Below are 21,215 nucleotides of genomic sequence, written 5' to 3' on the forward strand. Positions count from 1 at the left end.
AAGGAACATAGAAAATGAAAAATGTAAGAAAGATAGCAGAGGATTTATACTGGGTAGGGGCAAGTGACAGAAGACTTGCATTATTTGAAAATGTGTATCCGTTGAGAGATGGAGTTTCTTATAATTCATATCTTTATGTAGATGAAAAAACAGTACTTCTTGATACGGTAGATCATTCTGTCAGCAGACAGTTCCTGGAAAATATAAAAGGTGTACTGGGAGAACGCGCCCTTGATTATGTAATAGTTAATCATATGGAGCCGGATCACTGTGCAGTTATTGAAGAATTAATCCTGCGCTATCCAAAACTTCAGATTATCGGAAATGCCAAAACAATCGGAATGGTAAAACAGTTTTATGATTTCGAAGTAGATTCCAGAGCATATATTGTAAAAGAAGGCGATACATTTTCTACAGGAAAGCACGAACTGAAATTCGTGATGGCGCCGATGGTACACTGGCCGGAAGTAATGGTAACATATGATGTGACAGAAGGAATCCTCTTCTCTGCAGATGCATTTGGCTCCTTTGGCGCTCTAAGCGGTAATGTATTTGCGGATGAGACAGAATTTTGCTGTGAACAGATAGATGAGGCAAGAAGATATTATACGAATATTGTCGGCAAATATGGTATGCAGGTACAGGCATTATTAAAGAAGGCATCCGCTCTGGAAATTAAGATGATCTGTCCGCTGCATGGCCTGATCTGGAGAGAAAATATAGAAAAATTTGTTGAGAAATATCAGATGTGGAGTACTTACACAGCCGAAGAAAATTCAGTTTTAATTGTGTATGGTTCTGTCTATGGCAATACTGAAAATGCAGCAGAAGTTCTTGCGGGTAAGCTTGCAGATCAGGGAATCAAACATATTAAAGTATGTGATATTTCTAAGACAGATATTTCTTATGTGCTTGCAGATACATTTAAATACAGTCATATTGTATTTGCAGCTGCAACATATAATAATGGAATTTTTACACCAATGGAAACATTGCTTCACGATTTGAAAGCGCATAATGTTCAGAATCGTACGGTAGCTTTGATTGAAAATGGTTCCTGGGCGCCTGCATCCGGAAAACAGATGGCAGAACTGATCGCAGGACTTAAGAATGTTGAAGTGCTGGAGGAGAAAGTAACGATCAAATCTGCACTGAAAGATAATCAGGAAGAAATGCTGGATGAATTAGCACAGAAGCTTGTGGAGAGCTTGAAAAAGTAGTGTTTGGAGATGGAATCTGAAGGAATGAAAGAAGCTTGAGAAGCTGGGAGTTAATAAGATAGTTCCAAATAGAGGGCAGGTAGACTCATGTGAGTTTCACCTGCCTTTGCAATTTTTTATAAAAAGAGGCTTTTGTATATAGAGAAAATCAATAAACATATTTAAAATAACAATTATATAAAAGTGCTAGGTTTTGTTATACTATTTTTATACTATAGTCTAAAAGTAAAGGTAGTATTGGAATATGGATTTATTAAAGATGAAGTATTTTAAAGATGTGTTTGAGCTTAAAAGTTTTACAAAAGCTGCAAACATTAATTTTGTACATCAAAGTGCAATTACACAGCAAATTGCTTCCATTGAAAAAGAAATAGGGGTAATCTTATTTATTCGCGAGCATGGCAAAATAGAATCGACTTTACAAGGGGAAATTTTTTATGAGGAATGCGTATGTATTTTGGAAAAATATAAGAATTTTTTGAAAGAATTAAAAGATATTTCTATGCCGGAACCTCAAAAGAAAAAAATAGTGATAGGATTTTCCGGAGCAATGGAAGACAAATTTTCCAATTTAGTAAGTTGTTATTGCAAAAAGAATTCAGATGTGAATCTGGAATTTGTTGAAGGAAATTATGCATCACTATGCAATAAATTATTGAATCAAGAAATAGATGTTGTATTTGGCGCGGCTTGTGAGCTTGAAAATATTCCGGGAACAGAATGGAATATTTTATTTCGGGAAAAGCAGATGGTATTAATGTCTAAAGAGAATCCGTTATCTGTAAAGGAAAAAATTAAATTAGAAGATTTGGAACAACAGACGTTAATTGTTCCTTTAATTGATATGGTACCTAGTTGCCATAAAAAAGGGAAACAGCTAAAAACAAAGTCAAAGTATAAGATAGATATTAAGTTTTCAAATTCTTTCGAAGCAATAAAAATGCAAGTACGAAGTAATCAAGGAGTTACGTTTGCAGCAGAATCATTTGAGGATTATAATCATGAAGAATTTAAAAAAGTGTTAATTAGCGATATACATTTTGTGTGTACATTGGGAATTCTCCACTTAAAAGATAATACAGATCTAATTGTAAATCATTTCATAAAAGTAATATTAAAAGAATCAGGTAAGTTGTTATGACTTTAAAAAAGATGAAATATTTTATTGATGTAATGCAGCAGGAAAGTATTACGAAAGCTGCAATAAAAAATAATATAACGCAATGTGCTATGAGCCAGCAAATAAAAGCTATTGAAAAAGAATTGGGTGTACTCTTATTGATAAGGGGGAGAAACCAATTAATTCCAACAAAAGAAGGAATATTGTTCTATACGTTATGTAAAGATTGCACAGAAACACATAATAATTATATGATAAAAATAAAGAATACATAATTATTATATTACAGATATAAATACATAAGATAAACTGATTATGACATGGTTATTTCTAATTTTACATTTGACTTGCCTATATATATAATTTGAAATTAGAAAAGGAAAGTTAAATGGAGGAAGAAAACATGAAAAAAAGAGTAGCAATGATGTTAGCAGCAATGTTAACAGTATCAATGTTTGCAGGGTGTGGAAAGGCTGAAAACAAGACAGAAAATGATGTTAATCAAAAAACTGTAGCAGAAGAATCAAAGGAAAATGATCCGATTGTGATTTCAACAACTGGGCAACATGCATTCTTTTCTGAAACAAACGAAGAAACCGGAGAACTTCAAGGATTTGAAATTGAAGTATGGGAAGAAATCGGAAAACGTCTCGGGAGAGAAATAAAGTGGGAAACAGCAGGATTTCCAGGCGTTATTGAATTGTTAGAATCTGGACGAGTAGATACTGTGGCAGATCAAATTGGTATTACAGAAGAACGAGAAGAAAAATATTATTTTAGTGATGTGTATTTCTATGTTCCATATAGAATTGTGGTTGCGGAAGATAATAATTCTATTAATGAGGTAGAAGATTTATTTGGAAAAAAATTAGGTCTTCTGAGTGATGATATTGCTTATTCGTATTTTGATGAACTGGATCCGGAAGGAAAGATCGAATATGTAAATTATGAAGACAGTGCAACAGTTCCGGCAGATGTGGCGGTTGGAAGATTGGATGCAACTTTAATGTCTTCATTACATATTGAAACAGTAAAAAAAGAATCTGGTTTGAAAATTAAAGGAGTAGGCGAACCGGTTTATACAGAAAATGCAGGCTATCCTTTTGCTAAGACAGAAGAAGGAAAAGCTCTTCGAGATGATGTAAATAAAGTATTAAAAGACTTAAGTGACGAAGGCTTTATGAAAGAAACAGCTGTTAAATGGTTTGGATTTGATCCAATGGAATAATGTTTTAAAAGTTAGAGGGGTATAAATGGACATTTTTAGAATAGATTATTTTTGGAAAATGATTCCTAAAATATTGCATTTACTTCCCGAAACAGTAAAAGTTGCATTGTTTTCGCTTTTGCTATCCTTAGTCTTTGGGCTAGTACTGGCAATTATAAGACAATATAAGATAAAAGGGTTATACTTTATCAGTTCAGTATATGTTTCCTTTTTTAGAGGAACACCATTTATTGGGCAGCTATTTTTGTTTTATTATGGTTTTGCACAATTTAGTGATACAATCAGAAGTATGTCACCATTTACAGCAGTTATAATAGCACTTAGCTGTAACTATTGTGCATTTATGTCAGAAGATATAAGAGCTGCGTTAAATTCTGTTGATAAAGGACAGTATGAAGCCGGATTATCAATTGGTTTAAGGCCAATGGCAGTCATTAGAAAAATTATTTTGCCGCAAGCTGTAAGAATTGCAGTACCAGGATTATCTAATAATTTTATAAATCTTTTTAAGTCTACAGCTATTGGATTTATGATAGGTTATAAAGATATGATGGCAGTTGTTAGCATGGAAACATCCAGAACTTATCGATTTTTAGAAGGCTATGCGGCTGCAATGCTTATATATTGGATTATTATATCAGTACTTTCGGCTTTTCAGCAGTATTTTGAAAAGAGACTAAATCGCATTTATTCATAAGGAAGAAGTTAATGATTAAAGTAGAAAATTTAAAAAAGAATTTTGGCGAGTTACAAGTATTGGATGGCATATCATTTCAGCTTGATACAGGAAAAGTTCTTGCTGTTATAGGACCTTCCGGAACGGGAAAATCCACATTGCTGCGCTGTATTAATTATCTTGAAAAGCCAGCAGAGGGGATGATTACAATCGACGATGTCTTGCTTGATGTGAAAAGTGCTAAAAAGGATGATATTTACCGTTTAAGAGAGCAAACGGCAATGGTATTCCAAAATTATAATTTGTTTAAGAATAAGACTGCTCTGGAAAATATTATGGAGCCAATGGTTTCAGTTCAGGGGATGTCAAAATTATTAGCAAAAGAAAAAGCGACAGAGATTTTGGAATCAATAGGACTTTTAGAAAAAGCAGAATATTATCCGGCACAATTATCAGGTGGGCAGCAACAGAGAATTGGAATAGGACGAGCAATGGCTGTCAATCCGAAAGTAATGTTGATTGATGAACCAACTTCATCGCTTGATCCGGAATTAGTAGGTGAGGTTTTGAATCTTTTGTACAAATTGGCGAAAGAACGTACAACGATGATTATTGCTACTCATGAGATGAATTTTGCAAAAAATATTGCAGATTGGGTAATTTTTTTAGAGGACGGAAAAATTATTGAGGAAGGTTATCCAGAAGATTTTTTTGAAAGACCTAAAACAGAACGAGCAAAACAGTTTTTAAACAAATTTGTAGTAGATAAACAGTAGTGAGTTGATGCTTCAATGACAGAGTAGTCATTGAGCATCAACTTTTTCTATTAAAATTTTTATTTTTCTGCGAATGCTTTTGCAATTGATATTGTTTTTTTCTTGTCAATAAGCTATCATATCAAATGGAACTTTTTTGTAAATGCCGATAAGTGCGAGATATTTTTGGGGATAACTGCGTGCTTATGTGGATATCTTTGGAGGAAAATAATGAAATTGGGGAATAAATTAATTGCAGCATTTCTGGCAGGAGCTATGATTCTGTCCGGCAGCGGAATCACAGCATCGGCAACGGATACGCAGAATGAGTCTGGGCAGCCGCCGGAAGATCCGACAGCACAAAATACAGAGGGACAGGCAGCAGATCCGAATGCAGGATATAAAATTGATCCGGTAACGATTGAATCGTCAGCGATGCCGATGACAGAAGAAGATATTGAGAAGCAAATGGCGGTTCAGCTCTCAATTAAGCCGGAGACAAATAGTCTTGAAAATTGGCCGCAGGGACCGGATGTGACGGCAGACAGCGCTATTGTGATGGATATAAACAGCGGAGCGATTCTCTATGGGAAACAGGTGGATAAGAAAGAGTATCCGGCAAGTATCACAAAAATTATGACAGCGCTTCTGGCGTTAGAGAACGGAGATCTAAATGCAGATCGCGTTACATTTTCAGAAGACTGTATTAATTTTCTTGAATATGGAGATGCTCATATTGGGATGCAGGCAGGAGAAGAAATTTCGCTAAATGATGCGATGTATGGAATGCTTCTGGCGTCTGCCAATGAAGTTTCTTATGCCATTGCTGAGAATATCGGAAATAAATTGGGGATCGGTTACACTGGATTTATTGAGAAAATGACAACAAGAGCTCAGGAGCTTGGTTGTAAAAATACTCATTTTATGAATGCAAATGGACTTCATGATCCGAATCACTATGTTTCTGCAAAGGATATGGCAATGATTAGTGCAGAGGCATATAAATATGAAGCGTTTCGCAATGTGATTAAGACACAGCAGTATACGATTCCGCCGACAAACTTAGTGGGAGAACAGCGTACATTTCAGCAGAATCATAAGATGATCTATGAAGGAAATCAGTATTATTATGATGCCTGCACAAGTGGAAAGACAGGATATACAGATCAGGCCAGAACAACTCTTGTATCTTATGCAGAGAAGAATGGGATGCAGCTTGTCTGTGTGGTGCTTCGCACAAGAGGAGGCGTTGCATACACGGATACACAGGCGTTATTTGAATATGCATTTAATAATTTCCAAAAGGTATTATTAAAAAATGTAGAGACTTCGAAAGATTTTTCCAAAATTCCGGAGGATGCATATGTGATTCTTCCGAAAACTGCTTCGACAGATGAACTGATGGAGAAGATAGAGAAGACAGTTTCTCCGGCAGAAGATAATAAAAAAGAAGCAGAAGTTACTTACACTTATGGAGATGTTCCGATTGGAAAAGCGACACTGGCTTTTTCGGAAGGATATCTTCTGAAGCAGGAGAAGAAAACAGAAGAAGCTGATGGAAAAGCAGAGAAATCCAAAGAAGAAAAAAAAGAAGAAGGACTTCCGCTCTGGGCAAAGATTTTGATTGGAATCGGAGCAGTCATTCTGATTGCCGGAATCATCCTTTATATTTATGTTCGTCGTGAGAAGGAAAAACGCCGTCGCCGGAATCTGAAGAGAAAGCGTGCGAAACAGCGGGAAATGGAAGCTGAGGAAAGACGAAGAAGTGCAGAAAGACAAAAGCATCAGCAAAACCGTCAGCGAAACCGCCAGAGCTATCCAACGAATTATGAAGGAAGAGCAGGAAGAAATGATATCAAACGCAGAACGGATTTGAATTACAGAAATGAACAGTATCGCAGCCGCTACGATCATAGTCATTCTGCAAATCAAAATCATTATACGAGAAATCGTAAAGGTTAAATAAAATCACTCTTTACTCTTGACATATTCGCAGATTTTTTTCTATAATATAAAGGAATTGTGTAAATAACAAAGGCATTGAAGAAGACAGTAAGATCTGTTTGAAAGGCAAAGCGAGCCGGAGAGGGTGCAAGACCGGTGCGAGTAAGCAGATACGAAGATCACTTCTGAGCTGCACGCTGAAAAGGACGAAGAAGATTCGGAATGATTAAGCGCTGCCGGGATTCTACCGTTAACAAGAGCGCATATGTTAGTATGCAGTAACAGGTGGTATAACGATATGCTTATGATGTAGTAACAGCAGATTTCGTCCTTTTACAGGGATGGAATCTGCTTTTTGTTTTACGGAGATATATCCTCCGCAAGGCAAAAGCGCACTGCAGAAGGTGCCTAAATAAAGAAGACATGAAAGAAAATTCAGGAAAGGAAGAAAGATCATGTATCAGAAAGTATCTACAAATTTGAATTTCGTAGAGCGTGAGAAGAAAACAGAAAAGTTTTGGGAAGAAAATGATATTTTCAAAAAGAGTATGGAACATCGCAAAGAAGGAGAGACGTATACATTTTATGATGGTCCTCCGACAGCGAATGGAAAGCCGCACATCGGTCATGTGCTGACACGAGTTATCAAAGATATGATTCCGCGATACCGTACTATGAAAGGCTATATGGTTCCGCGTAAGGCAGGATGGGATACGCATGGACTCCCGGTTGAGCTGGAAGTTGAGAAGCTTCTTGGACTGGACGGGAAAGAACAGATTGAGGAATACGGTCTGGAACCGTTTATCGGTCATTGTAAAGACAGTGTATGGAAGTATAAAGGAATGTGGGAAGATTTCTCAAAGACAGTCGGATACTGGGCTGATATGGAGAATCCATACGTTACTTATGATAATAATTTTATCGAATCTGAATGGTGGGCATTAAAACAGATCTGGGAGAAAGGACTTCTCTACAAAGGCTATAAGATTGTTCCATATTGCCCGCGCTGCGGAACACCGCTTTCCAGTCACGAAGTTGCACAGGGATATAAGGATGTGAAAGAACGTTCTGCTATCGTAAGATTTAAAGTTGTTGGCGAAGACGCTTATTTCCTTGCATGGACAACAACACCGTGGACATTGCCGTCTAACGTGGCGCTCTGTGTGAATCCGGAAGAAACTTATGTAAAAGTAAAGAATGATGGATACACATATTATATGGCAGAAGCTCTTGTTGAAACTGTTTTAGAGGGAGACAAAGAGATTCTTGAAACTTACAAAGGAAAAGATCTGGAATATAAAGAATATGAGCCGTTATTCCCGTTTGTTGAACTGAAGAAGAAAGCATACTATGTGACATGTGCAGATTATGTTACATTGACAGACGGTACCGGAGTTGTTCACATTGCACCGGCATTTGGTGAAGATGACTCTCAGGTAGGAAGAAGATATGATCTTCCGTTCTTACAGTTAGTTGATGAGAAAGGTGAGATGACAAAAGAAACACCGTGGGAAGGAACATTCTGTAAGAAAGCAGATCCAATGGTATTAGAAGACCTTGAAAAGAGAGGACTTTTGTTCTCAGCGCCGAATTTTGAGCATAGCTACCCACATTGCTGGAGATGTGATACACCGTTGATCTACTATGCCCGTGAGTCATGGTTCATTAAGATGACAGAAGTGAAAGATGACCTGATCCGCAATAACAATACGATCAATTGGATTCCGGAGAGTATCGGTAAAGGACGTTTCGGCGACTGGCTTGAGAATGTTCAGGATTGGGGTATCAGCCGTAACCGTTACTGGGGAACTCCATTAAATATCTGGGAATGTGAGTGTGGACATCAGCATGCGATCGGAAGTATTGAAGAGTTAAAATCTATGTCAGATAATTGTCCGGATGATATCGAGCTGCACCGTCCATTTATTGATAAAGTGACAATCAAATGTCCGCACTGTGGCAAAGAGATGCATCGTGTTCCGGAAGTAATTGACTGCTGGTTTGACAGTGGAGCAATGCCATTTGCACAGCATCACTACCCATTTGAGAATAAAGAAGTATTTGAACAGCAGTTCCCGGCGAACTTTATTTCTGAGGCGGTAGACCAGACTCGTGGATGGTTCTACTCACTGTTAGCAATCTCAACACTGATTTTCAATAAAGCGCCGTATAAAAATGTTATCGTACTTGGCCATGTTCAGGATGAGAATGGACAGAAGATGAGTAAATCCAAAGGAAATGCAGTTGACCCGTTTGACGCACTTGAGACATACGGAGCAGATGCAATTCGTTGGTATTTCTATGTAAATAGTGCGCCATGGCTTCCGAACCGTTTCCACGGAAAGGCAGTTGTAGAAGGACAGCGCAAGTTTATGGGAACACTTTGGAATACTTACGCATTCTTTGTACTGTATGCGAATATTGATGGATTTGACGCAACAAAATATACATTAGAGTATGATAAGCTTCCGGTTATGGATAAATGGCTTCTGTCCAAATTGAACTCACTCATCAAGACAGTTGACGATAATCTGGCTAATTACAGAATTCCGGAAAGTGCAAGAGCACTTCAGGATTTTGTAGATGATATGAGTAACTGGTATGTCAGAAGAAGCCGCGAGCGTTTCTGGGCAAAAGGAATGGAGCAGGATAAGATCAATGCATACATGACATTGTATACAGCGCTTGTAACAGTATCGAAAGTGGCTGCTCCGATGATTCCGTTTATGACAGAAGATATTTATCAGAACCTCGTAAGAGGAATCGATGCAAATGCTCCGGAAAGTATTCACCTTTGTGATTATCCGGTGGCAAATGAAGCATATATTGATAAAGAGCTGGAAGAGAATATGAAAGAAGTGCTTGATATCGTTGTAATGGGACGTGCATGCAGAAATGCAGCAAATATCAAGAACCGTCAGCCGATCGGCAAGATGTTTGTGAAGGCAGAGAAAGAACTTCCGGAATTCTATAAAGAAATTGTTGCAGAAGAATTGAATGTCAAAGAAGTAGAATTTACAGATGATGTAAGAAACTTTACTTCCTATACATTTAAACCGCAGCTCAAGACAGTCGGACCGAAATACGGTAAGCTGCTTGGCGGTATCAAAGCTGCGCTCACATCTTTAGATGGCAATGCAGCTATGGATGAAGTAAATGCAACAGAGCAGTTAAAATTAAATGTGAATGGAGAAGAGGTAGTGCTTCTTCGTGAGGATCTGCTCATTGATATGGCTCAGACAGAAGGTTATGTATCTGAAAGTGATTATGGAGTAACCGTTGTACTTGATACAAATCTGACACCGGAACTTTTGGAAGAAGGTTTTGTAAGAGAGATTATCAGCAAGATCCAGACAATGAGAAAAGAGGCAGACTTTGAAGTGACTGATAAGATTAAAGTCACATACGAAGGAAGTGAGAAAGCAGAAGCAGTTTTTGAAGCCCATAAGGAAGAAATCGGCAGCGAAGTTTTAGCAACAGAGGTGAAAAAACAAACTCCGGCAGGATATGTCAAAGAATGGAGTATCAACGGTGAGAAGGTAACACTTGGAGTTGAACGATAGAATCCAGAAAAGAAGAGGGTAAGGCAATATGTATTATAGTTCTGAATTAAGAGGAAGGTTTGACAAAAAAGCATTTCAGAAAGAAGTAACTCACAATGTCAAGACATTATTTCGAAAAGAAGTAGAGGAGGCAACACAGGAGCAGCTGTTTCAGGCTGTCTCCTATGCTGTCAAAGAAGTAATTATTGATGATTGGCTTGCAACACAGAAGACTTATAAAAATGAAGAGCCAAAGACTGTCTACTATATGTCAATGGAGTTCCTGATGGGACGTGCGCTTGGAAATAATCTGATCAACCTTTGTGCATACAAAGAAGTGAAGGAAGCGCTTGATGAAATGGGAATCGATCTGAATATCATTGAAGATCAGGAACCGGACGCAGCTCTTGGAAATGGAGGTCTTGGACGTCTTGCAGCATGTTTCCTCGACTCCTTGACAACTCTTGGCTATCCGGCATATGGATGCGGAATCCGTTACCATTATGGTATGTTTAAACAGAAGATCAAAGACGGCTTCCAGGTAGAGAAACCGGATGACTGGTTGAAGAATGGAAACCCATTTGAAATTCGTCGGGATGAGTATGCAAAGGAAGTACGTTTTGGAGGAGATATTCAGGTAACCTGGGATGAAAAGACCGGACGAAATCATTTTATTCAGACAAACTATTCATCTGTTATGGCGATTCCTTATGATATGCCGATTGTTGGATACGGCAACCATGTAGTAAATACACTCCGGATCTGGGATGCGAAAGCGATCACAGATTTCCAGTTAGATGAATTTGACCGTGGAAATTATCATAAGGCAATCGAGCAGGAAAACCTTGCAAAAACGATTACTGAGGTACTGTATCCGAACGATAATCATTACGCAGGAAAAGAACTTCGTCTGAAACAGCAGTATTTCTTTGTATCTGCCAGTCTTCAGACAATTGTGGAACGCTTCAAACAGACACACAGTGATCTGAGCGAGCTGCCGAATAAGGTTGTGATCCAGATGAATGACACACATCCGACAGTGGCAGTAGCAGAGTTAATGCGAATTCTTCTTGATGATGAAAACCTGCTCTGGGAAGAAGCATGGGATATTACAACGCGGACATGTGCATATACGAACCATACGATTATGGCAGAAGCACTGGAAAAATGGCCAATCGATCTCTTCCAGCGTCTTCTTCCGCGTGTATACCAGATTGTTCAGGAAATTGACCGCAGATTCGTTATGAAGGTGCGGGCAATGTATCCGGGAAATGAAGAGAAAGTCAAAAAGATGGCAATTCTTTATGATGGTCAGGTAAGAATGGCTCATCTTGCAATTGTTGCAGGATTCTCTGTAAATGGTGTTGCAAGACTTCATACAGAAATTTTAAAACATCAGGAACTGAGAGACTTCTATGAGATGATGCCGGAGAAGTTCAATAATAAGACAAACGGTATTACACAGAGACGTTTCCTTCTTCACGGAAATCCGCTTCTGGCAGACTGGGTAACAGAACAGATCGGAGATGGATGGATTACAGATCTTGCACAGATGAAGAAGCTGAAACCGCTTGCAGATGATGCAAAGGCAAGAAAAGAATTTATGGATATCAAATACCAGAATAAAGTGCGTCTTGCAAAATATATTAAAGAACATAATGGTGTAGAGATTGATCCAAATTCTATTTTTGATGTGCAGGTAAAACGTCTCCATGAATATAAACGTCAGTTACTGAACATTTTGCATGTGATGTATCTGTATAATAAGATTAAAGAGCATCCGGAGCTGTCCTTCTATCCAAGAACATTTATTTTTGGAGCAAAGGCATCAGCAGGCTACACAAGAGCAAAACAGATTATTAAGCTGATCAACTCTGTAGGAGATGTGATTAACAATGACAGAAGCATCAATGGAAAGCTGAAAGTAGTATTTATCGAAGATTATCGTGTATCTAACGCAGAATGGATCTTTGCAGCAGCGGATGTGAGTGAGCAGATTTCTACGGCATCAAAAGAGGCATCCGGTACAGGCAATATGAAGTTTATGCTGAATGGTGCGCCGACGATTGGAACAATGGACGGAGCCAATGTAGAGATTGTAGAAGAAGTCGGAAAAGAAAATGCATTTATTTTCGGATTAAGTTCAGATGAAGTGATTCATTTTGAAAATCACGGCGGATATGATCCAAGAGCAATTTATAATAATGACTGGGAAATCAAACGTGTTGTAGATCAGCTTGTAGATGGAACTTACTCCTGCGGAAATCCAGAGCTGTACAGAGAGCTTTACAATTCGCTTCTGAACAGACAGGGATTTGATCCTGCAGACAGATATTTCATCTTAAAAGATTTCCGTTCTTATGCAGAGGCACAGACAAAAGTTGAGGAAGCATACCGGGATAAAGACAGATGGGCTAAAATGGCAATCCTGCAGACAGCATGCTGCGGTAAATTTACATCTGACAGAACAATCCAGGAATATGTAGATGAAATTTGGCATCTCGACCAGGTAACTGTTACAGAAGAAGAGGTAGAAAATGTATAGTTACAGCTATGGATACGGTGATTTGGGAGAGCATATGCTTAAAAGCTTTGTGATGATCTATCTTGTATGTCTCATGGGCGTACTGATTGTTGCTGTAGGAGCGTATGTCCTGAAAAGCTATGGACTGTATAAAATTGCAGAGAAAAAAGGTATGGAAAATGCATGGGCTGCATGGATTCCATTTGTGAGAACATACTATCAGGGAGAACTTGCGGGAGAAATTGAAATAGGAAGAAAGAAACTGAAAAGACCGGGAATCTGGATGCTTCTTCTTCCGATTGCAGGAAATCTGCTTGCAGCAGCTCTTGTACTGTTCGTAATTGTCGCTGTAGTATTTGCAATGCTGGAGAATTTTGTTGCAGGCAGTTTTATTCTGTCAGCAATACTGCCGGTATTTGTTATCGTCTTTGGAATCGCAGGCACAGCAGTTTCTCTGGGAATTATGGTAGCGCAGCATGCGCTGAAAGTGTTTGTAAACCGAAGAATTTATCAGGGAGCGACAGAAGACAGCATGGCGTTATTCCATGCCGTTGCAGGACTTTTTGTACCTGGCTATGAAGCGGTCTGCATCTTTTATTACAGTAGAAAATATGAGTAAACAGCATATATGAATGAAATCCTCCATATAGTATTGTATGGAGGATTTTTTTATGAGACAGCGAAGACATCATAGATACGGTCAACTTTTTTCTACGGTAGTGGCAATTATTCTCCTTCCGTATATTGTTACAGTATTTATCAACGGTCCGGCAGTATTGACCGGAGCAGAGGTGGGAGAGGACTATCTGTTTGTAGAAGTAGATGGAAAATCAAGAGAAATTCCGGTGGAAGAATATGCGATAGGGATTCTTGCCAGGGAAATTCCGGTAACATATGAGAAAGAGGCGCTGGAAGCTCAGGCGGTCATGCTTCGTACCAGAATGTATAAACAGATTACGGAGGAAGGAAAGTCAAGTATTTTTACTGACAAATATTTTGAAGAGAAAGAGATGAGGAAACAGTGGGGCAGAGTAAAATATGAAGAATATCGGGCAGCGCTTAGGGATGTGTGGCAGGCAACAGAGGGCCAGGTGCTTACTTACAGAGATGTTCTGATCACAACGCCGTTTCATCAGCTCAGCAATGGAAGGACAAGATCAGGAAACGAAGTGTTTGGCGGCGAAGGATATCCATATCTGCAGATTCGGGAATGTCCAAAAGATGTGGAAGCAATAGATCAGACGCAGACGATGCTGATTGAAAAAGGAGACTATGAAGTGCTTTCTACAGACAGCGCCGGATATGTATTGCAGATCAGAGAAGGAGAGAAGACGATGACCGGAGAAGAATTCCGCCAGGAAAAGGGACTTGCTTCCGCATGTTTCGCTCTTCAGGAATATGAGGATAAAATCCGGGTAACAACGCAGGGCAATGGCCACGGAATTGGATTAAGCCAGAATATGGCAAATGAAATGGCGAAAGAAGGAAAGACGCATGAGGAGATATTGGCATATTTTTTTGCAGATACAGTGATTCGGGAAGTGGCGGAAATTTTGTAAAAGAAATGAGAAGCGGGAGAGAATAAGCAAATCACTTTCTGGCAAAGCTATAGCTAGAGGTGATGAATAATGAATAATAACAGCAATGAAACTCCTACAAAAGGAAAAAAGGGCGCATCTGTAGGTCTTGTAATCTGTTTCGTGGCGGCAGTGGCAATGGTCGGCACATATACATTTAAGAATTATAAGAATTCAGTTGCAGACGAAATGGCAAAATCTCAGGCGAAGCTTGAACAGGAGCTTGCAAGAGTAGAGGAATCAAAGACAACGAATACAACAAATGTCATTCAGGAACAGCAGCAGGAAAATGCAGGGGAAAAGAAAGGTGCCGAAGATACTTCGTTGGAAAATGATAGTACAGAAGAGACAGCACAGGATCATGCGGCAGAAAATAATGCTGTAAAGGAAGAGCCGGATGTTCAGACGGAGAATACAAAAAGTACGTCCGGAACAGCTGCACAGCTGTCATATTCGGAAGCAACAGAAATGCTCTGGCCGGTAGATGGAAATGTGATTATGAATTACAGTATGGATCAGACGGTTTATTTTGCAACGCTGGATCAGTATAAGTATAATCCGGCAATGATCATTGCCGGGGATGCGGGAAGTCAGGTAGTCGCATCGGCACGCGGAATCGTAAAATCCATTGAAGAAAAGGCCGATACCGGGCTGACGATGACACTGGATATTGGAAGCGGATATGAACTTGTGTACGGACAGCTCAAAGACTTGCAGTTTCAGGAAGGCAGCCTTGTAGAGGCGGGAGAGATGATCGGTTATGTGCAGCAGCCGAGCCGGTACTATACAGTAGAAGGATGTAATCTGTATTTTCAGGTGCTGAAAGATGGTGCAGCCGTAGATCCGCTTGATTATCTGGAAGCATAACAGGAAAAAATAATAGAAACTATAAGGGAAAAAGCGGCAGAAAGCCGGTCTCTAAAAAGCAGATTTCAAATCTGGTGAAGGAGGCCGGTTTTTCTTTATGCAGTTGTGATATAATAAATCCTGTGACAGATAGTGAAAAGTGGAAGTTACATTATGACAGTAACTAATAACTGACGCGGGGAAATCTGTTCAGGAGGAAGAGAATGAATTACACATATATTGTAGAGTGCAGTGACGGAACATTTTATACAGGTTGGACAAATGATCTGGACAGAAGAATTGACGCCCACAACAGCGGAAAAGGCGCCAAATACACAAAGACAAGGAGACCGGTTACACTTGTCTATTATGAGATGTTTGAGACAAAAGAAGAGGCGATGCGGCGGGAATATGAGATCAAACAATACAGCCGCAGACAGAAAGAAAAATTGATTGACGGAAATAGTCAAGTAGTTTCAGAAAGGCAGACAGAAAGGAAAGGATGGAACGATATGAGAAAAGTTATTTTATTTATTGCAATGAGTCTGGACGGCTATATTGCAGATAAGAACGGCAGCGTTAGCTGGCTGCAGGGACAGGGAGCAGATGAAGAGAATGTAGATACTTACTCTGAGTTTATCAAAGACATTGACACTGTATTTATGGGGTGGAATACCTATCATCAGATCGTAACAGAGCTATCTCCGGAAGAGTGGGTGTATGAGGGACTGAATACTTATGTTTTTACCCACAGGAAGAATACAGAAACATTACCATTTGCGGAACAAATCTATTTTACGGAAGAAGATCCGGTACAGCTTATAAAAGAGTTACAGGAGAAAGAAGGAAAAAATATCTGGATCTGCGGCGGAGCAGAGCTTGTCCGACAACTGAGGGAGGCAGAGTTAATTGACCGTTATCATATTTCAATTATGCCGACATTAATCGGGAAAGGAATACGGCTGTTTGGAGAAAAGGATGAGGAGAACAAACTGCGTTTGATGAAAGTAAATCATTACAATGGAATTACAGAGCTGATTTATGAATTAAGATAATAGTCAGAGCTGCTAATTATAATAGATGATAGCATAAGCATAGCCCGGAGGATAAATTCCGGGCTATGAACGCTTGTGAATCATCTCAGAGAGAGTATCTTATAAAATATATACATACATTAAAATAAAGTGGCAGAAACTTCCAGCCATAACAAAAAGATGAAAGATCTCGTGACTTCCGAAATTCTTGTGACGGTTATTGAAGATTGGCAGTTTCAATGCGTAAATAATGCCGCCGACTGTGTAAATGATACCGCCTGCCAGAAGCCATCCAAATGCAGCAGGACTGAGCGCATCGACAATCTGACTGTAAGCGAGGATGCAGGTCCATCCCATTCCGATATAGAGAAGAGAAGATACCCATTTCGGACAGAATACCCAGAACGCCTTGAGAATGATTCCGACTGTGGCAATGGCCCAGACGAGCGTCAGCAGGATAACGCCGGTGTGCTTGTCGAGTACAAGAAGACAGACTGGTGTGTAGCTTCCGGCAATCAATACAAAGATCATCATGTGATCCCATTTTTTCAGAGCAGTATTTACTTTTTCAGAAATATTGAATGTATGATAAGTCGTACTTGCAGCATAGAGAAGAATCAGGCTGATAATATATACGGTAAGTGCAAAAACAGCTGTATGGTCAGGATTGTGCGCCGCCTTAAATAATAATGGAAATGCGCCAATAATTGCGGCAACCATAGCAATAAAATGAGTAATAGCACTTCCGGGATCTTTAATCTTATCTAAAGTCATAACATTACCTCCAATAAACAACAAGTAGTTTTCAAAACTACGTTATGCGATATGGTATATATTATACTCTTTTTTCGAAAAAATCAACCCCGGATTCTTATTTTTTTGAATTTCAAAGTATTATTTGCAGGAGGCGTCTGGCTATTGTCAGGAGTGGAAAACTGGCATGGTTTAAAATGAAAAAATTGGATATTTTAAGAAAGCCAGTATTGTGTTAGCATAGGTGTACAGAAAAAGGAGGAAGTCATCTATGAAAAACACAAATGGAAAAATTATGAAGCTGGCACAGACAGCACTGATGGCAGCATTATGTTATGTATCTTTTACATTTTTACAGATTAAAATTCCGATGCCGGGCGGAGCAGATGCAACGTCTCTTCATATTGGAAATGCATTTTGCGTATTAGGAGCGCTTTTCCTCGGCGGATGGTATGGAGGTATGGCAGGAGCCATCGGTATGACGATTGCCGATCTTATGGATCCAATCTATATCGTAGGAGCGCCAAAGACATTTGTATTGAAATTATGTATCGGATTGATTACAGGATTTGTGGCACATCAAATTGCCCATATCAATGAGAGTACAGATAAAAAATATGTATTTAAGTGGAGTGTGATCGCGTCAGTCGCAGGACTTGGATTCAATGTTGTGGCAGATCCGCTTGTAGGATATCTCTATAAACAATATATCCTGGGACAGCCGCAGGAGATGGCAAGCGTTCTGGCGAAATGGAGTACTGCAACAACATTTGTCAATGCAGTTGTTTCTGTAATTTTAGTTGGATTTATGTACAATGCGCTTAGACCGGTTTTGATTAAAACAGGAATTCTTGTCACAAGAGGAACTGTTCACAGAAATGCATAGTGAATCTTTGAAATAATTTTATTTTTAATGAAGTAAAGAAGAGGGATGCCGAATCAATCATCATTTGATCTGGCATCCCTTTGAATTACTTATTAGATATTAAGACTTCTGATTAGCCGAAGTATCTCTTTAACAGACCTTCGAATGCTTTTCCGTGACGAGCTTCGTCTCTAGCCATCTCATGAACTGTATCATGGATTGCATCAAGGTTAGCAGCTTTAGCACGTTTAGCAAGGTCAAATTTACCTGCTGTAGCGCCATTCTCAGCTTCAACTCTCATCTCAAGGTTTTTCTTTGTGCTGTCTGTTACAACTTCACCTAATAATTCAGCGAATTTTGCAGCATGCTCTGCTTCTTCGTAAGCAGCTTTTTCCCAGTAAAGTCCGATTTCCGGATATCCTTCTCTGTGAGCTACTCTAGCCATTGCAAGGTACATACCAACTTCTGAACATTCACCTTCGAAGTTAGCTCTTAAATCAGCGATGATATCTTCGCTTACGCCCTGAGCTACTCCAACAACATGCTCTGCTGCCCAAGTTCTTTCGCCAGCCATTTCCTGGAATTTCTCTGCCGGAACGTGGCACTGTGGACATTCAGCTGGTGCATTTTCTCCTTCATAAACATAACCGCATACTGTACAAACCCATTTTTTCATTGTGATCATTCTCCTTTTCTTTATTAAAAAATATTTTTGTTTTGAATTGATAATAGTAATTGTTACTGATATTAATTTACCATATTCTTACTGTAATGTCAAGACTTTTTGGATAATTTTTCGTTTTGGTTTTCGATTGTCTGCTCAGCCGCATGCTTCAGGCATTCGCCGCATTTACCATAGAAAACAATATTATGCTTTTCGATTTTTCCGTCAAAGTTTTTCTCTGCAAGTTCATTGATGTGATCCATTGTATCGATATCAAGATCAAACAATCGGTTACATTCGGAACAGTAGAAGTGGTAATGTGGTTCAGTCCTTCCGTCAAAGCGGTCACCACCATCGGAGGTTGTGATTTTTGTAGCCTCACCGATATCGGCAAGCAGATTCAGATTGCGATAGACAGTTCCAAGACTGATGTTCGGAAAATCTTTTCGAACATGCGTATATACCATATCTGCAGTTGGATGTTCTTTCGTAGAATTTAGAAATTCTTTGATCGATTCGCGCTGCCTGCTGTATTTTAATGCAGCCATACAATGTCCTCCTTTCTAGCTTTAATAATAGTAATGATTACTTTTATTGTATTTTAGTTTATTCATGTACAGAAGTCAATACAATCATGCAAAATGTAACAATTTGTAATAATTTATATGTTTTATGTATAAAAAATGACAAATCATCCATAATATGTCGATAGAAAATCCTTATAAAAACGTTGACAAACGGAGTTTATATGTTAGAATATAAAACGTAACAAATGTAACATTTATGTAACAATTTTAAAATGCATAATGGAGGGAGATTTATGTATTCAAAATCACTGAAGTATGGACTGCTTGCAGCGGCGCTTACAGGAACGGTATTCTGGACCGGTAAGCAGGCATTTGCGGCAGATACAGAAGAGAAGCTTGCTGAGCCGAAAACAGGATCAGCAATGATATTGAATGACGGTGATTCTTCCGGTCAAGTGATAGAAACAGAAGAATATGTCACACCAACCGAAGAGGGTGAGTATTTAGATATGGGCTTTACGAATGTAGATGAAGGAAGTTTTCTTTATATAAGAAGTGAAGCCACAAAAGAAAGTGAATGGGTTGGTAAACTTTATCCGGATTGTGCTGTCCATGTCCAGGGAGCTGTGGGAGAGTGGATTCCGGTAGAATCAGGCGGAGTGACAGGATATGTGAAGTCAGAATTCCTTCTAACAGGAAATGATGCACAGGCAAAGGCAGAGGAACTGATAGGTGAAGCGGCTGCAAGGGGAGAAGCGGTTGCGAAACCGGAAGAGACTGTATTTGCCTATGCACAGTCACGGGAAGCGGAAGCAGCAGCCATTGCAGAAGCTCAGGCAGCAGAAGCAGCCGCCCGGGAAGCAGCGATACAGTCTCAGTTACCTGCAGGTCAGGCAGTTGTTGATTTTGCCTGTCAGTTTATTGGTAATCCTTATGTGTGGGGTGGAACAAGCTTGACAAATGGAGCGGACTGTTCAGGTTTTGTACAGGCGGTGTATGCGAATTTTGGAATTAGTATGCCAAGAACATCGAGTCAGATGAGAAGTGCCGGCGTGGAAGTTTCCTTTGAACAGGCGATTCCGGGAGATGTATTTTGTTATGAAGGACATGTCGGAATTTATATAGGCGATGGTCAAATTGTTAATGCAATTGATGAAACACATGGTATTGGAATTTCGTCAGCAACCTACACGAACATTATCACAATTCGGCGACTGGTGTAGACAACGTCGAATGATAGGGAAAAGGAAAGAGCATCTTCGACAAGATGTTCTTTTTTTTGTGAAATTGTCAGATGCGTGGAAATAAGAAAATGTCGAAAACTGTAAAGGAGCAATGTACAAAGTGCATAAATTTTAGGAAAAAAGAAAGAAAATTGTCAAAACAGGTTTTCCGTATTATCCACATAGAAAAAACCGAAAATAGTGGAAAAAGCTATAATCCACATTACTTATCCACATTATCCACACTGTTTGATGTGGATTTTGTGGATTATTTAGGGGAGAAAAAGAACGGATGTTTTGTTTAGATATAATAAAAATAGAATTTTGTCGAAAAAAAAGGAAAAAGATATTGACATTTGAGATGTCAAAATATGACAAAATTTTCAATTAAAATGTATAGACAATTAAAAAGGTAAAAGAATAAATTTTTTGGTCGCAGTTGATAATTTATAGAAGCCGTATTATAATATGGATTATGTAATAGAAAAGGAGGAAGTTGAAATGGCAGCTAGAATTTCTAAAGAGATTACAATCGGTGAATTACTGAGAATGAATCCGGAAGTAGCTCCAATCCTTATGGAGATCGGAATGCACTGTCTTGGATGCCCATCTGCTCAGATGGAATCACTGGAAGAAGCAGCTATGGTTCATGGTATTGATCCAGTGTTATTAGAAGAGAAGATCAATGCATTTTTAGAGGCAAATGCTTAGTCGGAT

The 21,215-nt window shown here is 39.0% G+C and carries 19 protein-coding genes and 1 pseudogene; 17 read left to right on the forward strand and 3 right to left on the reverse strand.

What is annotated here, in order from left to right; all coding sequences use genetic code 11:
* Positions 1–14 precede the first annotated feature (14 nt).
* The 14 genes and pseudogenes from KFE17_11245 to KFE17_11310 all read left to right on the forward strand — a co-directional run bounded on the left by KFE17_11245 (position 15) and on the right by KFE17_11310 (position 16,487).
* A complete protein-coding gene (locus KFE17_11245; protein ID QUO31433.1) occupies positions 15–1,220 on the forward strand; it encodes an FprA family A-type flavoprotein in 1,206 nt (401 codons plus the stop codon).
* A 244-nt stretch (positions 1,221–1,464) separates the two neighbouring features.
* Positions 1,465–2,361, forward strand: coding sequence for a LysR family transcriptional regulator (locus tag KFE17_11250; GenBank protein QUO31434.1), 897 nt, complete (start codon positions 1,465–1,467; stop codon positions 2,359–2,361).
* The gene (locus tag KFE17_11255) at positions 2,358–2,615 is read left to right on the forward strand and encodes a LysR family transcriptional regulator (GenBank protein QUO31435.1); all 258 of its coding nucleotides are present in this window, start codon (positions 2,358–2,360) and stop codon (positions 2,613–2,615) included. Before KFE17_11250 ends, KFE17_11255 begins: the two co-directional genes overlap by 4 nt.
* Before the next feature lie 128 nt (positions 2,616–2,743).
* Entirely contained in the window at positions 2,744–3,568 is an 825-nt protein-coding gene (locus tag KFE17_11260; protein QUO31436.1) for a transporter substrate-binding domain-containing protein, read from the forward strand.
* Positions 3,569–3,593: 25 nt separating this feature from the next.
* Positions 3,594–4,265 carry an amino acid ABC transporter permease gene (locus KFE17_11265; protein QUO31437.1) on the forward strand — a complete coding sequence of 224 codons (672 nt, stop codon included), beginning with the start codon at positions 3,594–3,596 and terminating at the stop codon, positions 4,263–4,265.
* A gap of 11 nt (positions 4,266–4,276) precedes the next feature.
* On the forward strand, positions 4,277–5,020 hold the full coding sequence (locus tag KFE17_11270) for an amino acid ABC transporter ATP-binding protein (GenBank protein QUO31438.1): 744 nt from the start codon (positions 4,277–4,279) through the stop codon (positions 5,018–5,020).
* A 210-nt stretch (positions 5,021–5,230) separates the two neighbouring features.
* Positions 5,231–6,961, forward strand: a complete 1,731-nt coding sequence (locus KFE17_11275; protein QUO31439.1) for a D-alanyl-D-alanine carboxypeptidase — start codon at positions 5,231–5,233, stop codon at positions 6,959–6,961.
* Between the two features lie 437 nt (positions 6,962–7,398).
* Positions 7,399–10,506: an isoleucine--tRNA ligase gene (locus KFE17_11280; protein ID QUO31440.1), complete on the forward strand. Its 3,108-nt coding sequence runs from the start codon at positions 7,399–7,401 to the stop codon at positions 10,504–10,506.
* A gap of 28 nt (positions 10,507–10,534) precedes the next feature.
* The gene (locus KFE17_11285) at positions 10,535–13,030 is read left to right on the forward strand and encodes a glycogen/starch/alpha-glucan phosphorylase (GenBank protein QUO31441.1); all 2,496 of its coding nucleotides are present in this window, start codon (positions 10,535–10,537) and stop codon (positions 13,028–13,030) included.
* Positions 13,023–13,628 carry a hypothetical protein gene (locus KFE17_11290; GenBank protein ID QUO31442.1) on the forward strand — a complete coding sequence of 202 codons (606 nt, stop codon included), beginning with the start codon at positions 13,023–13,025 and terminating at the stop codon, positions 13,626–13,628. Before KFE17_11285 ends, KFE17_11290 begins: the two co-directional genes overlap by 8 nt.
* A 52-nt stretch (positions 13,629–13,680) precedes the next feature.
* Positions 13,681–14,568: a hypothetical protein gene (locus KFE17_11295; GenBank protein ID QUO31443.1), complete on the forward strand. Its 888-nt coding sequence runs from the start codon at positions 13,681–13,683 to the stop codon at positions 14,566–14,568.
* A 69-nt stretch (positions 14,569–14,637) separates the two neighbouring features.
* On the forward strand, positions 14,638–15,453 hold the full coding sequence (locus KFE17_11300; protein QUO31444.1) for a M23 family metallopeptidase: 816 nt from the start codon (positions 14,638–14,640) through the stop codon (positions 15,451–15,453).
* A 203-nt stretch (positions 15,454–15,656) separates the two neighbouring features.
* Positions 15,657–15,887, forward strand: a pseudogene (locus KFE17_11305) (GIY-YIG nuclease family protein).
* Positions 15,888–15,944: 57 nt separating this feature from the next.
* A complete protein-coding gene (locus tag KFE17_11310) occupies positions 15,945–16,487 on the forward strand; it encodes a dihydrofolate reductase (GenBank protein ID QUO33695.1) in 543 nt (180 codons plus the stop codon).
* Positions 16,488–16,586: 99 nt separating this feature from the next.
* On the opposite strand, the gene KFE17_11315 is transcribed toward KFE17_11310, so the two are convergent.
* Positions 16,587–17,240 (reverse strand): hemolysin III family protein, encoded by a 654-nt coding sequence (locus tag KFE17_11315; protein QUO31445.1) that lies wholly within the window; start codon positions 17,238–17,240, stop codon positions 16,587–16,589.
* A gap of 250 nt (positions 17,241–17,490) precedes the next feature.
* Between KFE17_11315 and KFE17_11320 the strand changes: the two genes are divergently transcribed.
* Complete coding sequence (locus tag KFE17_11320; protein ID QUO31446.1) at positions 17,491–18,105, forward strand: ECF transporter S component; 615 nt, start codon at positions 17,491–17,493, stop codon at positions 18,103–18,105.
* Positions 18,106–18,217: 112 nt separating this feature from the next.
* Here the strand turns inward: KFE17_11320 and KFE17_11325 are convergent, their stop codons facing one another.
* Positions 18,218–18,760 (reverse strand): NADH peroxidase, encoded by a 543-nt coding sequence (locus tag KFE17_11325; protein QUO31447.1) that lies wholly within the window; start codon positions 18,758–18,760, stop codon positions 18,218–18,220.
* Positions 18,761–18,858: 98 nt separating this feature from the next.
* The gene (locus tag KFE17_11330) at positions 18,859–19,296 is read right to left on the reverse strand and encodes a transcriptional repressor (protein QUO31448.1); all 438 of its coding nucleotides are present in this window, start codon (positions 19,294–19,296) and stop codon (positions 18,859–18,861) included.
* Positions 19,297–19,697: 401 nt separating this feature from the next.
* On the opposite strand from KFE17_11330, the gene KFE17_11335 reads away from it, so the two are divergent.
* A complete protein-coding gene (locus KFE17_11335) occupies positions 19,698–20,498 on the forward strand; it encodes a C40 family peptidase (protein QUO33696.1) in 801 nt (266 codons plus the stop codon).
* Positions 20,499–20,999: 501 nt separating this feature from the next.
* On the forward strand, positions 21,000–21,209 hold the full coding sequence (locus KFE17_11340) for a DUF1858 domain-containing protein (protein ID QUO31449.1): 210 nt from the start codon (positions 21,000–21,002) through the stop codon (positions 21,207–21,209).
* Positions 21,210–21,215: the final 6 nt, after the last annotated feature.

Source organism: Faecalicatena sp. Marseille-Q4148, from assembly GCA_018228665.1.
In the GTDB taxonomy this organism is placed as follows: Bacteria; Bacillota; Clostridia; order Lachnospirales; family Lachnospiraceae; genus UBA9414.